This window comes from Vibrio sp. Makdt (assembly GCF_027587015.1).
Taxonomy (GTDB): Bacteria; Pseudomonadota; Gammaproteobacteria; order Enterobacterales; family Vibrionaceae; genus Vibrio; species Vibrio chagasii_B.
In genome coordinates, this window is record NZ_JAPPTH010000003.1 from 157,127 (window position 1) to 171,775 (window position 14,649).

The window sequence follows — 14,649 nt, forward strand, 5'->3', positions numbered from 1 at the left end:
TACGAAAACCTTTAAGGCCGCTAATTTAGCGGCCTTTTTTGTCTTCATCGGAGAGATCCAGTTCAGATGAGAGTAGTGCAAGCTGATCGGCTAACATTCCGCTTATGCAGTTGTGATCAATATATCTAGGTAAAATATTGCCTAAGTTGAGGGCTTGGTAGTCAGGGTGTTCAAACAGTACTTGTAAATACTTATTAAGGCGCTCTTCAGGCGTCGAATCACGCTTTAGCTGCTTTTTGATGTTTTGACCAAGCTTACGGATATTCTCTTTGTCTGTTTCTTTAAAATCGTCGTTATCATTAAGCTCTTCGTAGAGTACATCAGCAAACCGATGATGGCTCCAACCTAATGCGTCTAAAGTATTTTGAATCTGTTTTTGCTTTTGTTTTGTAGTTGTCCCCATAGTTCCCCAACCCCTTAGTTAATATTACCTGGTCTTAGCTAAGACACATTAATAACGATATTTTTAAGGATAAAATCATGACTAAATCAAAAGCACCAATGACACCAGAAGCCGCTGCTCGCATTCAAGGTAATGCCGCAAAACAAAACGGTGGGCAAGTTCCTAAAGGCGACTTTGCTGGCCGAGCTCAACGCGCAGCTGCTCACAACCAAAAACAAGGGAAATAGGAGTTCATCATGAATAAACCAGCTTCAAGTACACCTAAAGGTGGCGCTAAGCCGAATCCAAATTACCCAAGCACGACGGGCAAACCATCGGGCGGTGGTCGCGGAAACACACCTAAGCGCTAATAATTAAAGGAGGGGTAGCATAATGCTGCCTCTCCTTTTATGAGCATCTGTTAGCGTGTTGCTTGAATGTGCGAAGAAATATAGCTTGATCTGATTTGTAGTCTGAATATGCCACATCATTTTCTGTTTTTTCTAATGCGCATAAACAAGTTTCCCGTTTACTTTCATACCAACTTACGGACACCATGTTTTTGCTAGAATTCACGCAAGTATCGACAATCGCGTATTCCACTTCGAGAGGATACCTTTCTTTGTCTAACCCACTTTCAACAGCGTAACCCCCTAGGGCTCCAACCAGTAAAGCGGAGCTAGCAGAAACGAGCTTTCGCTTGCTGAACTTAAACCCTTTAAAACTCTTCTCACACTCTGAACACGATATGTTTTCTGCAAATTCAATCTCATTGTCCTTCTGGCAACGAGGGCATTCTATTTTCATTATTTAGCCAACTGTATTTATGATTATTATTTTATAAGTTCAGGCTATAGATTAATGAATCTTATATCTATGGTTTCATAGAACTAACTTCATTTTTTTTGACCTAGTTCTGTTATAATTCGCCACAAATTTCAGTTGTTTAAAAGTAGAAAAACATGTCTATCAGTTCAGTTATCAAATCCATTCAAGACATCATGCGTAAAGATGCGGGTGTCGACGGTGATGCACAGCGCCTTGGTCAAATGTCTTGGTTACTCTTCCTTAAAGTATTTGATGCTCAAGAAGAAGAGTTAGAGCTAGAACTGGACGACTACAAATCACCCATCCCAGAACAATATCTATGGCGTAATTGGGCGCAAGATGCCGAAGGCATTACCGGTGAAGCGCTGCTTGAGTTCGTAAACGATGACTTGTTCTACAAACTGAAAAACCTAACCGCACCTGTTGATCTAAACCCGCGTGGCTTTGTTGTTAAAGAAGCCTTTAGCGATGCGTTTAACTACATGAAAAACGGTACGTTACTGCGCCAAGTGATCAACAAGCTTAACGAAATTGACTTTACTGACTCTTCAGAGCGCCACCTATTTGGTGATATCTACGAGCAGATCTTAAAAGACCTACAAAGCGCAGGTAACGCGGGTGAGTTCTACACACCGCGTGCCGTTACACGCTTCATCGTTAATCGTTTAGACCCAAAACTGGGCGAAGCGATTATGGACCCAGCAACGGGTACGGGCGGCTTCCTAGCGTGTGCGTTTGACCATGTGAAAGACAACTACGTGAAGACTGCAGCGGATCACCAAACACTGCAAAAGCAGATCCACGGAGTCGAAAAGAAACAACTGCCACACCTACTGTGTATCACCAACATGATGCTGCACGGCATTGAAGTGCCAGTGCAAATTAAACACGGCAATACGCTGAACAAACCGCTTTCAAGCTGGGACAGCAACATTAACGTGATTGCAACCAACCCTCCGTTTGGTGGCACAGAAGAAGACGGCATTGAAAAGAACTTCCCAGCCGAAATGCAAACTCGTGAAACGGCTGATTTGTTCCTACAACTGATCATAGAAGTGTTAGACGAAGGTTCAGAAACGCAAAATGGCGGCCGCGCAGGGGTAGTATTGCCAGACGGTACATTGTTTGGTGAAGGCGTTAAAACCAAAATCAAAAAAATGCTGACCGAAGAATGTAACCTGCACACCATTGTACGTTTACCTAATGGGGTATTTAACCCATACACAGGCATCAAAACCAACATTCTGTTCTTCACCAAAGGCAAGCCAACTAAAGACGTATGGTTCTACGAGCACCCATACCCAGAAGGCGTGAAGAACTACAGTAAGACCAAACCAATGAAGTTTGAGGAGTTCCAACAAGAGATTGATTGGTGGGGTAATGAAGAAGACGGTTTTGCAAGCCGCGTAGAGAATAATCACGCATGGAAAGTGCCAATCGCCGACATCATTGAGCGTAACTTCAACCTAGATATTAAAAACCCGTATCAAGGTGAAGTGATAAGCCACGATCCAAACGAGCTATTAGAGAACTACCAACAGCAGCAGCAAGAGATCTCACAACTTCGCAATCAACTTAAAGGCATTCTAGGTGAAGCCCTGAATTCGTCTGTGGGCCCGATTGTAGGTGAGAGTAAATAATGAGTGTAGAACAGACCTCTATGAATCAGTTGATCACCGATAATATCGGCGTTTGGACTTCAACCGTTAAAACCAAGTCCGCCTCTGGTCGTGGCAGCAGCAAAAAGCGTGAGCTATATGGCGTGAAGAAGCTGCGTGAGCTGATCTTAGAATTGGCAGTGCGCGGTAAGTTAGTGCCACAAGACCCAACAGATGAACCTGCTTCTGTTTTGCTTGAGCGAATTGCGGCAGAAAAAGCGCAATTGGTGAAAGATAAAAAGATCAAAAAACCGAAGAAGCTTGAAGACATAAACGATGAAGATCAGTTTATTGAACTCCCTCAAAGCTGGGCTATCGCTAGGCTAGGGAATTTGTGTATTAAGTTGACTGATGGCTCCCATAATCCTGCCAAAGACTTTGGCTCAGGCTATCCAATGTTTAGTAGTCAGAATGTGCATTTCAGAAGCATAGATTTTACTAGTCCATCTCGTTATGTTGATGAAGATAATTATTTAAAGGAACACGCTCGAACACAAATTAAACCTAGAGATGTTCTTTTAACTATAGTAGGCACATTAGGGCGCGCTGCTGTTGTACCTAATGATGCTCCTGAATTCGTTTTACAGCGAAGTGTTGCGGTACTCCAAACAAAAATTGACTCTGATTTTCTTACTTACTTTTTGGCTTCACCTACTTGTATCAAGTACTTTGAAGAAAATGGAAAAGGAACTGCTCAAAAGGGAATTTACTTAGGGAAATTGTCTCTAATGCCTGTATTTGTTCCATCCCTAGAAGAGCAACACCGCATCGTCGCCAAAGTCGATGAACTCATGACACTCTGCGACCAACTAGAGCAACAAACCGAAGCCAGCATTGAAGCGCATCAGTTATTGGTGACAACGCTGTTAGACACGCTAACCAACTCCGCTGATGCCGACGAACTAATGCAAAACTGGGCACGAATCAGCGAGCACTTCGATACCCTGTTCACCACCGAAGTGAGCATCGATCAGCTAAAACAAACCATCCTGCAACTGGCGGTAATGGGTAAGCTTGTCCCACAAGACCCAAATGATGAACCTGCTGCAAAGTTGCTTGAGCGTATCGCGGAAGAAAAAGCACAGTTAATCAAAGATAAGAAAATTAAAAAGCAGAAAGCCCTGCCGCCGATTGCTGATGATGAGAAGTTATTTGGACTCGCTAATGGTTGGTGTTTTGTACGTTTGGATGATATTTGTACTGGCGTAACTTCTGGTTCTACACCTCCGAAAGACAAGTTTATCGAGAATGAAGGTGTGCCGTATCTTAAGGTTTACAATATTAGAAATCAGAAAATTGATTTCAGCTATAAAGAACAGTTCGTTGATTCTGCACACCATACAACCAAGTTAACACGTTCAATCCTCTATCCTGGAGATGTGGTAATGAACATTGTTGGCCCTCCTCTTGGTAAGATAGCGATAATCCCTGATTCATATCCAGAATGGAATTGTAATCAGGCTATAGTCGTATTCCGACCAATAGAATCTTTGTTAAATAAGTACATATATACCTATTTAACAGCAGGGTTATTCCTGCAGAGTATAGAGCTGATTGGTACGGCAGGTCAGGACAATATATCTGTTACAAAAAGTCGTAGTATTGTTTTGCCAATGCCCCCACTAGAAGAACAACACCGTATATTTGCTAGAGTCGAAGAGCTGATGGTTGTTTGCGATGAACTAAAAGCTCGGTTGAAAAAGTCTCAAACCACACAGCTAAACTTTACTGATGCCATCGTTGAACAGGCTGTTTAGAGCCGAAGGATATTTTATGTTTAAGAGAATCAAACTTACCAATTTTAAAGCGTGGCGTGAGTCAGGAGATGTCGATCTTGCACCAGTGACTCTTTTGCTTGGTGAAAATTCGACAGGGAAATCGAGCCTATTGCAAAGTTTGTTGTTAATGAAACAGACTGCGACATCTCCAGATAGAACGATTCACTTAAACCTCGGTGGAGATGAGGTAAATGACTATGTGGACATGGGGGCATTTGAAGATTTATTAACGAAAGATCCTGAAAACCGGAAAATCTCTATTGAAATGGATGTTGACGGAAGACAAGGGCGCAGCTTTCTAAAAATTGACTATGCTCAGGATTCCAAAAAAAGTCCGGTAATCGATCAACTCCAACTTAGTAAGGATAGTGATAATTGGTTCAGAGCTCAGCGTTCTGACAAAGGCGCTTTTAATATTTATTTGCCAAATGAGACTCGAACTAGCCTGAAAAGTAGAGAGTATTCGCCTGAGCGTGGTGTGTCATTTTCTAAAGATGCAATTTACGATTTAGGACCAATTGGAAGTGACGTAGAAGATATCAGCCTGTCGGTATTAAGAGATCTTGAAGCCGTCTCTTATTTAGGCCCTCTCAGAAGCAAGCCTAGAAGAACGTATATATGGAATAGAACTCGCCCAGGAATCATCGGAGTCGATGGTAGCGAGGCCGTTTTTGCATTGTTAGCTAGTAATAATACATCAGGCAAAAAGAGCGATGGCTTAGTTGAAGCGGTATCAAAGTGGCTCAAAAAAATGCGCATCGCCGATAGGCTTGAGGTCAAACATATTGGTGCAGGTAACTACAACATACTTGTTCATCGAGATGGTGTAGCGGCAAATCTAATTGATGTTGGTACAGGTGTGTCGCAAGTGCTTCCTGTGCTTGTATTGGCATATTTCGCACCAGAAAAGTCAACGATTATCTTAGAAGAACCTGAAATCCATTTGCATCCTCTGGCTCAGTCATTACTTGCTGAGTTATTCTTGGAAGTCAGCTTAGAACGTGATGTTCAATTTATCGTTGAGACACATTCTGAGCACTTATTCAGACGTATGCAAACTCTGGTTGCAACCCAAAAGGCGAAGCCAGATCAGTGTGCATTGTATTTTGTTGAACGAAAGAATTCAGATGCGGTGTTGAAAACATTGAGTATGGATAAATATGGGCGACTAGAAGAATGGCCTAAAAACTTTTTCGGTGATGCTACTGGTGAATTGAGAAAGCAAGCTCAAGAAACGATGCAACGAATAAAAGCAGAGCGAGCGAGACAATGAGCAGACATGTAGTTGATACCAACGTGCTTATTGTAGCCAGTGGAGAGCACCCTGAATCCCCTTTTCGCTCTGAAAATCACCCCGTTGAAGACCCTCTGGAAGCAGAAAAAGTATTTGAATGGCTAGTATCATTTGAGTTAGGAACTGACCGGATGGTGGTCGATAGTGATTGGGAAATCATTACTGAGTACTCAAATAAGCTTACGGAGCAAGATTATGGCCAACGTGTATTGTTCGAAAAAATGGCGAGAAATGAAATTGACTACGTAGGTCTTGAGTGGGTTGATGACCCTGCGGCCGTTGATAAAGCTGCTGCACTAGATGAACCATTAAAAACCGTTGTACACGATCTAGCTGATACTAAAATAGTAGCGGCATGTCTTAAAGCAAATGAAGAACAACCAGAATGTACGATTGTTAATGCTTGCGACACAGATTGGTATGATTGGGAGTCTGAATTGTTAGATGCAGGTGTCAATGTTGAGCAAATTATCGATGTTTGGCTCAGAGAAAAGTGGCGTCAACATCATGGACGATGAGTTTTTCCGATTTCCTCATACTCCACACATTGCTTGGTTAGGCGATAGGGAACCTAGGGGTGATAAACTATTGCCACCATTAGAAGTGGAATCTTTTTTATCTTCAGAGCTAGTTGTTGAGGAGAAAGTCGATGGGGCTAATGTGGGTTTCTCGATTGATCAGCATGGTGAATTAAGAGCACAAAATCGAGGAGCTTGGATAGATAAAGGTGTAGGTGGTCAGTTTAAGCACCTGTGGAAATGGATAAAGCAATATGAGTATCAACTAAAACTAGCTCTTGATAGCGATCTAATACTGTTTGGTGAATGGTGTTATGCCGAGCACTCAATTGGTTACGAAAAGCTACCAAATTGGTTTATTGGATTTGATCTTTATAGTCGTTCAGCAGGTAAATTTTATTCTGTTAAAAGAAGGAATAAGGTTCTAGCGACTGTAGGTATTCCCATTGTTTCACCGTTGGTTCAAGGTAGATTTAGTGTCAAAGACTTGAAATTGATGCTAGACCAACCGTCATATTATGGTGCTAATAAGATTGAAGGTATTTATTTGAGGAAAGATAAAGGGAACTGGCTTGAGAAAAGAGCTAAATTAGTTAGGGCTGACTTTACTCAAACCATTGACGAACACTGGTCTCGTAAGTCTCTGATTCCAAACAAAATCCAGCATTAAAATAGAGAGGGAGAGGTAATGGCAAATTTATTTTTTTCGTACTGTCATGTTGATGAAGAGCTACGAAATGAATTAGAAGTCCACCTTGCTATGCTAAAAAGGCAAGGGCTGATTACTACGTGGCATGATCGCCGGATTGTTGTTGGTTCTGAAATTGACCAAGATATTAGTCAAAATTTAGAAGATTCAGATGTAATTCTTCTTTTGGTGAGTGCTCACTTCTTGGCTTCAAATTATTGCTATGAAAAAGAAATGGCTAGAGCCCTAGAAAAGCACGAACTCAGGGAGGCAAAAGTGATTCCTGTCATTTTACATCCGTGTGATTGGCATCATGCACCCTTTGGAAAGCTATTGGCTACGCCCACCGATGGAAAGCCTGTAACAATGTTTGCTAATCAACAAGAAGCATTCACAATTATCGCAAAACAGATCAGAGTGGCAGTTGATGCACTAACAGTTAGTTCCACCTCTCAAGGCGTTACTAGCTCCATTAGCCCTCAAGCTCCTGCCAATTCACAAAGCGTAGCTTTACCGCGTTCGAGTAATATGCGCTTGAAACAAGAGTTTAGTGATCATGATAGAGATTGCTTTTTGGAAACAAGTTTTGACTACATAGCTCGTTATTTTGAAGGCTCTTTAGAAGAACTAGGTAATCGGAACCCGCAGATACAAGTTCGTTTTAAGCAAATTACCTCGACACGTTTTTGTGCTTATATTTATGAAAATGGCAGTCAGAAGAGCGTGTGTAATATTTGGTATGGTAGTGGGCACTTTGAGCGCAATACTATTTGTTATTCAAGTTCTGAGAATGATAACAGTATGAATGATTGGCTAAGTGTTGAAAATGATGGTCTTTCATTGTACTTAAAAGCTAGCGGAATGAATTTTTATCGAACAAGTGACACGGAAGAACAACTTACGCAGCAAGGTGCAGCAGAATACTTTTGGTCGTCTTTTATTCATTCTCTACAGTGATCTGCTTCCATACATATTACAGTTTAAATTTGCATTAGTGGGAATATCAGCGAAACTAAAACTTAGACATTCTAAGTTTTAGTGGTGGCATGTGAAAACGGACATTCAACTTTACCCTGACGAATCGCTCGAAAGCTTCTTGTTGCGTTTATCGCAAGAGCAAGGTTGCGAGCGATTTTCTCATTTCGCCGAAGATATCTGGTTCGACACCATGGATCAGCATGAGGCGATGGCTGGTGCTTTCCCCTTAGAACTCAACCGAGTCAATATCTACCATGCTCAAACCACAAGCCAAATGCGAGTGCGGGTTCTTATCCATCTTGAGAACCAATTAAAGCTCAACAACTTTGGTGTACTGCGCCTAGCGTTATCACATTCAAAAGCTCAATTCTCTCCGCAATACAAAGCTGTACATAGATTCGGGGTTGATTACCCTTATGCTTTTCTTCGCAAACGCTTCACGCCTATCTGCCCTCTGTGTATTGACGAAGCCCCCTACATTCTCCAGCAGTGGAAATTTATTTCTCACCAAGCTTGTGAACACCATGGTTGTAAACTGGTTCATCACTGCCTTGAGTGTAAATCGAGACTTGAATACCAAAGTACCGAGAGTATTGGCCAATGTGAATGCGGTTATGAACTCCGAAACTCGCCAGTAGAAGATGCGCCAGAGGTTGAGGTATTAGTTGCTCAATGGTTGTCAGGGAATGATTCAAAACCCTTGGGATTACTAAAAGGAGAAATGACGTTATCTGAGCGCTATGGCTTTTTACTTTGGTATGTAAATCGTTATGGCAATATTGATGACTTCAGTTTCGAATCATTCATCGAATACTGCGGCTCTTGGCCAACAGCATTGTGGCAAGACCTCGATGCCTTGAAGGAGAAGGCGGAACTCGTTCGAATAAAAGATTGGAAGAAAATGTTTTTCAATGAAGCCTTTGGTGCTCTGCTTAAAGATTGTCGCCAGTTACCCAGTCGACAGTTGAGTCACAATATCGTGCTTACTCAGGTGTTAGCTTACTTTACAAAGCTAATTGCAACAGTGCCTTCAAGCGCGAAAGGAAATATCGGTGATGTACTGCTCAGCCCCTTAGAAGCTTCTACATTGCTCTCTTGTACAACGGATGAAGTGTATCGGCTGTATGAGTTTGGTGAGATTAAAGCCGCGATCAGGCCGCGAATGCATACAAAGATAGCGAGTCATGAATCGGCGTTTACTTTAAGAAGTGTCATCGAAACAAAGTTGACTCGAATGAGCTCTGAAAGTGATGGTTTAAGTGTGTATCTACCTGAGTGGTAATTATGACGAAATTAAGTGACTTATTAACAATTGAAGACGAAGCAGTAAAGCAGTCTGCTTTAAAGAAGATGTTCATGCCCAATACGGAAGATGTCTGTGTTGATGGGTGTGAAAAAGAAGCGCTAACGATCTTGCTCAATCTCAGTTCAAGCCATCAATCAGATAGATGCTTGGATTGGTTGGATGTTGCCCGAGCTAAAAGGCATTTAAAAGCGGCTGAGAACCTAGAGGCGTCCCTTGGTGAAATCAAATGGTTCCATACTCATAATCTCAAGTTTCCAGACTGCCGAGTTAAAGATCAGCGGATAATTGCACAGCCTCTTGCTACAACCGAGGCGTTTATCTCAAGCTCAGTATTAGAGCAACGTTTGGGGTGGGCGCATAACTCTGCGGTGTATCGTCACACATTGTGGTTATTGAATCCTTTTAGTTGGCAATCACAGCGACTATGCATTCTTTCTCTTATACAGCAAGAAAGCCCCGTTTGGATTGAGTTGCTCAAAGAATTTGGGTTAGGTGCTAAGTCACTCGCTCGCTTAAAACATACAATTGAAAAGCAGCTCCCTGATAATCATTTTCCCGATAGTGTCAGTTCTTACAGTAAGCAGCTACGGTTTCCTTGGGAGGGGGGGTATATTTCGGTGACCCCAGTGGTCAGTCATGCCATCCAAAGTGAGCTAGAAGTGAGATCGCGAAGTCAGGAAAGTAAACTCAGCTTTATGTCTTCGTCATTGCCAAACTCGGCAAGTATCGGGAATCTGTGTGGCAGTTTAGGTGGGCATATGAAAGTCCTTAACTACCCGCTAGACGTCAAACTAGCGCAGGGTGGGACGTTAACTGAAAGTCGCAAAAAGAGTGGTCACTACTTTGATGACTATCAGGTAACTAACGCCAAATTTTGTCAGGTGTTAAATCATCTAATTGGTTCAGAGCCATCAAAAACACAGAAGCAAAGGGAGAGCGCTCGTAAGGTTAGAAGTAAGATATTGCGAAAGCAGATAGCCCTGTGGATGCTTCCATTAATTGAGTTAAGAGATATCGTTGATGCTGACCCTAATCAACAGCAATTGGAACATGATGATACTTTAGCTCAAGCCTTTTTGGCGCTACCAGAATCGGATCTGTGCTCTTTAGCTAGTGAGTTTAACTGCCGCTTACATCTCGCGTTTCAAAATAATAGGTATGCCGCAAAGTTTGCCTATCATCCTAAGCTTATGCAGGTCGCCAAAGCCCAAATTGTATGGGTACTTGAACAACTCAGTAAACCAAATGGAAAGGAAGATAAGGTAACGGGTGAGCAGTATATCTATTTGTCATCAATGAGAGTGCAAGATGCGGTCGCAATGAGTAGCCCATACCTGTGTGGTGCTCCTTCTTTGACGGCTATTTGGGGGTTCATGCACCATTATCAAAGAGAGTTTAATAAGCTAGTTAATTGTGATTCCCCGTTTGAGTTTTCGAGTTTCTCTTTTTATATTCGAAGCGAGAACATTCAACCGACAGCGAAGCTTACCGAGCCCAACTCAGTCGCCAAAGCACGAACGGTTTCTAACGCGAAGCGACCAACTATTCGTAGTGAACGATTGGCGGACCTAGAAATAGACTTAGTTATCAGAGTCCACAGTGACAGCCGAATTTCAGATTTTAAGTCCGCGCTTAAAACGGCACTTCCCGTAGCTTTTGCCGGAGGGGCATTATACCAACCACAGCTATCGACGCAGATTGAGTGGCTAAGGACGTTTACCAGTAGGAGCGAGCTTTTCCATGTCATAAAAGGGTTGCCAGCATACGGACGATGGTTATATCCAAGTGAGAACCAGCCGAGTGATTTTGATGAGCTAGAGCGTTTTATTACTAAAGACGCTGATAATTTGCCAGTTTCTATTGGCTACCATTTGTTAGAACAACCAACTAAACGGGGCAACTCAATCACCAGTTGTCACGCTTATGCAGAGAATGCGATAGGGCTTGCTCAGCGAGTAAACCCGATAGAAGTACGTTTTAGTGGAAGAGATCACTTTTTAAACCATGCCTTTTGGTCGATAGAATGCAGTAGCGAAACTATTCTTATAAAAAACTATAGGGATTAATCGTTTATGGAACTTTGTACTCAGCTGAACTACGTACGCTCTCTTTCCGCTGGCAAAGCATATTTCTACCATCTTTCGAAAAGTGGTGAGATGTGTCCCCTTGAAATTGATAGAACTAGGCTGCGAGCACCAAAAGGTGGTTATGCAGAAGCATATAAAGGGAGCAAGTTTGTAAAAAAGAATGTTGCTCCACAAGATTTAGCTCATTCCAATCCTCAGTTCATCGAAGAGTGTTATGTCAAACCTGGGGTTGATGATATCTACTGTGCATTCCCGCTTCGAATTCGAGCCAATTCTCTAACCCCAGATATCTGTAGTGATGATGAAGTGCGCAGTAAGCTTTCGTTACTGGCTAATACTTATAAAGAGCTCAATGGCTATCATGAGTTAGCTCATCGATACGCGAAGAATATACTGCTTGGCCGTTGGCTTTGGAGAAACAGGGAGTGTCGAAAGCTGTCGATAGAAGTGACCATCAGTGATTCAGAAGCCTTGATTGTAGAAAACGCAACAAAGCTTTCTTGGTATGGTCATTGGGATGAGGCTTCAGCAGAATGCCTAGAAAAGCTCACAGCCTATTTGATGCGAGCCCTGTCTGACCCAACCGAATATTTCTATATGGATGTCAAAGCTAAAATTGGAGTTGGTTGGGGAGATGAGGTTTACCCAAGTCAAGAGTTTTTGGATAGCCGAGAAGATGGTGTTCCTACTAAGCAGTTAGCTACTGTCGAACTATTGGACGGAAAGGAAACTGTTGCATTTCATGGTCAAAAAGTTGGTGCAGCGTTGCAATCGATTGACGATTGGTGGCATGAAAACGCAGATAAACCATTAAGAGTGAACGAATATGGGGCAGATCGAGAATACGTTATAGCAAGGCGACACGTGTCCCATGGAAATGACTTCTATCAACTGCTCAGACATACAGAGAACTGGATTGAAAGTATGACAGCTTCTCAAGCCATCCCAAATGATGTGCATTTCATCATGTCTGTCTTGATCAAAGGCGGCCTATTCAATTGTTCCAAAGCGAAGTAAGGGATAGATATGACTAAGCGTTACTATTTCTTAATACGTTACATGCCTGCACAAGCCGACCACGAATTATTGGCAGGACGGTGTATATCCCAAATGCACTTGTTTATGGTCAATAACCGACAAGCGATGAATAGGATTGGCGTGAGCTTTCCTGATTGGAATGAATCGACAGTCGGCCAAACTATTGCCTTTGTTGCCGAAGATAAGGAGATGATGGTTGGACTCTCTTTTCAGCCCTATTTCTCTGTGATGGTAAATGAAGGTTTGTTTGAGATCTCCAGTGTCTGTGAGGTACCAGACACTGCGGCTGAAGTGAGGTTTGTCCGTAACCAAACGATTGGGAAAAACTTTTTGGGCTCTAAGAAACGCCGAATCAAACGTAGCATGGCGAGAGCCGAACTATCTGGTGCTGAACCATCGTTACCAGCCACTAATGAAGAGCGAATCATCGATAGTTTTCATCGAATCCCAATCTCCAGCGGTTCATCAGGGGAAGATTATAATTTGTTTGTACAAAAGGAGTTTGTCGGTGAGCGCGGTACAGCAAACTTTAATAGCTATGGTTTAGCCACCAATCAAGAAAGAAAAGGCACGGTACCTGAGTTACGTTTTTGCCCCTTTTTTGAAAGTTATGTTTTAGACATTTAAAAACAATGACTTATAAATGTAATAAGAAAAAGGGTATTTTGGGGTTTTGTGATGTAAAACCCGTGGCATTAACGGTTTAGTGACTATAGTTAACAGTGTCCTGCCGCATAGGCAGCTAAGAATATGGACTGCTCGGGTCCCACAAGTGAATATGCGTGTCCTGCCGCATAGGCAGCTAAGAATAGGCCAGGAAGAAAGCAACCAACCTGCTGAACAAGCAGTTAGAATAAAAACCATCAAGTTTAAACTTGATGGTTTTTGTTTTTAAAGTTGGTGAGAGCTTTATCTTGTTATACTAAACTTTAAATTGCTTCACACATAGGCTTGGTATTGATGGGTAAAGTGATTCTTTTAAAAGGAGTTTTTAGAGAACATGCAAGCAGAGCATAACTTATTTAAGGTTGTAGTGATTGACTATCATGCAACTGGTGAAGGCCGGCATGTCTTTATCAAAACAGGTACAGAGGAGTCAGTCAAAAAAGATGTAGGAGACTGGCTCTATGAAGGTGCTGATGCATATACGGTAAAGCAATGGCTAGAACTTGGTAAAGACTCAAGCTGTGATCAGTATAAAGACTCAAATATAGAAACGCTTAAAACCTTTGCTCCTGTATTGTGGGACGCGATGAAAAATGGTCTCCCAATGACTGTTGATGCAGAGTTTCACTGGAATGAGAGTTGAAAATTTATAGCACAGAAAAGCCTGAGGCGAGCCTATTGGCCATTTAACCCGTGGTATTTTCTAGTTCGAAAGTGCCCCAAGCTTGTTTCATCATAGACCAAAGTTGCAGTCATTCTGATACTCATTGATCAGCCAACTACTTGCTATAAGTATAGGTCGATAATAACGGCTACGTACTTCCTGCCTTAATGATGTCGTTTCGGCGTTTCATACTCGCGGCAACCGTTTTTTCAACGCGCTTACTTACATTTTCTTCAAGTTCTTTTTGAGTAGCCCTGCACCATCATGTTCCTTTTTATCAGCAAATATTTCTCGAACTTTGCTATCAAGCTGCTTGCGTTTGTCATTACATGGGTTGACTTTATGGAGATTAGCAGTCCAATAATAAAACCTACTTAAAGCCCCCCCCCCCAAAAAAAAACACCTTAGCCATACGAATAATCCTATATTGCATCATGTGTTCGAGCATCAAATCATAGCAATTTGCTTTAGATTTTTCGCTAAGGAGGTGGGACATTTTTACCATATCTAGTTCTTCAGATTGCTCAGGAAATAATCGTTTGAGTCTGGCATTTTCAAGGAAAGAATTCTTTCAATATCGCTGATTTTAGAGTCTTTTTTGACGGCTTTACGCCATCTATAGATTTTAGATTCATAGAACGATAGTTGTCGTACAGTTGCAACGACACTGCCTAACTCCGCTTACTTAAGCGCTTCGTCTCAACTTCAGGTGCACTTTTGATTCGTATTTTCTTAGTTGCCATTGTTCACTTCGTTAGTGAATG

14 protein-coding genes are annotated in these 14,649 nt (G+C 42.1%); 12 read left to right on the forward strand and 2 right to left on the reverse strand.

The window, feature by feature from the left end:
- Positions 1-25: 25 nt before the first annotated feature.
- Positions 26-403 carry a hypothetical protein gene (locus OH460_RS04870; RefSeq protein WP_046225068.1) on the reverse strand — a complete coding sequence of 126 codons (378 nt, stop codon included), beginning with the start codon at positions 401-403 and terminating at the stop codon, positions 26-28.
- A 77-nt stretch (positions 404-480) separates the two neighbouring features.
- Here OH460_RS04870 and OH460_RS04875 point away from each other — a divergent pair, with 77 nt between their 5' ends.
- Positions 481-630, forward strand: a complete 150-nt coding sequence (locus OH460_RS04875) for a hypothetical protein (RefSeq protein WP_008220701.1) — start codon at positions 481-483, stop codon at positions 628-630.
- A 160-nt stretch (positions 631-790) separates the two neighbouring features.
- Here OH460_RS04875 and OH460_RS27370 read toward each other — a convergent pair whose 3' ends face one another.
- On the reverse strand, positions 791-1,189 hold the full coding sequence (locus OH460_RS27370; protein ID WP_008220703.1) for a hypothetical protein: 399 nt from the start codon (positions 1,187-1,189) through the stop codon (positions 791-793).
- 155 nt (positions 1,190-1,344) lie between these two features.
- Here OH460_RS27370 and OH460_RS04880 point away from each other — a divergent pair, with 155 nt between their 5' ends.
- The 11 genes from OH460_RS04880 (at position 1,345) to OH460_RS04930 (ending at position 13,864) form a co-directional block, all read left to right on the forward strand.
- Positions 1,345-2,850, forward strand: coding sequence for an N-6 DNA methylase (locus tag OH460_RS04880; RefSeq protein ID WP_269995589.1), 1,506 nt, complete (start codon positions 1,345-1,347; stop codon positions 2,848-2,850).
- Complete coding sequence (locus OH460_RS04885; RefSeq protein ID WP_269995591.1) at positions 2,850-4,625, forward strand: restriction endonuclease subunit S; 1,776 nt, start codon at positions 2,850-2,852, stop codon at positions 4,623-4,625. Before OH460_RS04880 ends, OH460_RS04885 begins: the two co-directional genes overlap by 1 nt.
- Positions 4,626-4,641: 16 nt before the next feature.
- Positions 4,642-5,919, forward strand: a complete 1,278-nt coding sequence (locus tag OH460_RS04890) for a DUF3696 domain-containing protein (protein WP_269995593.1) — start codon at positions 4,642-4,644, stop codon at positions 5,917-5,919.
- Positions 5,916-6,458 (forward strand): hypothetical protein, encoded by a 543-nt coding sequence (locus tag OH460_RS04895; protein ID WP_269995595.1) that lies wholly within the window; start codon positions 5,916-5,918, stop codon positions 6,456-6,458. Before OH460_RS04890 ends, OH460_RS04895 begins: the two co-directional genes overlap by 4 nt.
- On the forward strand, positions 6,397-7,128 hold the full coding sequence (locus OH460_RS04900) for an RNA ligase family protein (RefSeq protein ID WP_269995597.1): 732 nt from the start codon (positions 6,397-6,399) through the stop codon (positions 7,126-7,128). Before OH460_RS04895 ends, OH460_RS04900 begins: the two co-directional genes overlap by 62 nt.
- Positions 7,129-7,146: 18 nt before the next feature.
- Complete coding sequence (locus OH460_RS04905) at positions 7,147-8,103, forward strand: toll/interleukin-1 receptor domain-containing protein (protein ID WP_269995599.1); 957 nt, start codon at positions 7,147-7,149, stop codon at positions 8,101-8,103.
- 91 nt (positions 8,104-8,194) lie between these two features.
- Entirely contained in the window at positions 8,195-9,406 is a 1,212-nt protein-coding gene (locus OH460_RS04910) for a TniQ family protein (protein WP_269995601.1), read from the forward strand.
- Between the two features lie 2 nt (positions 9,407-9,408).
- Positions 9,409-11,496, forward strand: a complete 2,088-nt coding sequence (locus tag OH460_RS04915) for a type I-F CRISPR-associated protein Csy2 (protein ID WP_269995603.1) — start codon at positions 9,409-9,411, stop codon at positions 11,494-11,496.
- 6 nt (positions 11,497-11,502) lie between these two features.
- On the forward strand, positions 11,503-12,534 hold the full coding sequence (gene csy3 / locus OH460_RS04920; protein WP_102502378.1) for a type I-F CRISPR-associated protein Csy3: 1,032 nt from the start codon (positions 11,503-11,505) through the stop codon (positions 12,532-12,534).
- A gap of 9 nt (positions 12,535-12,543) precedes the next feature.
- Entirely contained in the window at positions 12,544-13,182 is a 639-nt protein-coding gene (gene cas6f, locus OH460_RS04925) for a type I-F CRISPR-associated endoribonuclease Cas6/Csy4 (protein ID WP_269995606.1), read from the forward strand.
- Between the two features lie 373 nt (positions 13,183-13,555).
- Positions 13,556-13,864: a hypothetical protein gene (locus OH460_RS04930; protein WP_102286390.1), complete on the forward strand. Its 309-nt coding sequence runs from the start codon at positions 13,556-13,558 to the stop codon at positions 13,862-13,864.
- The last annotated feature ends 785 nt before the right edge of the window (positions 13,865-14,649 follow it).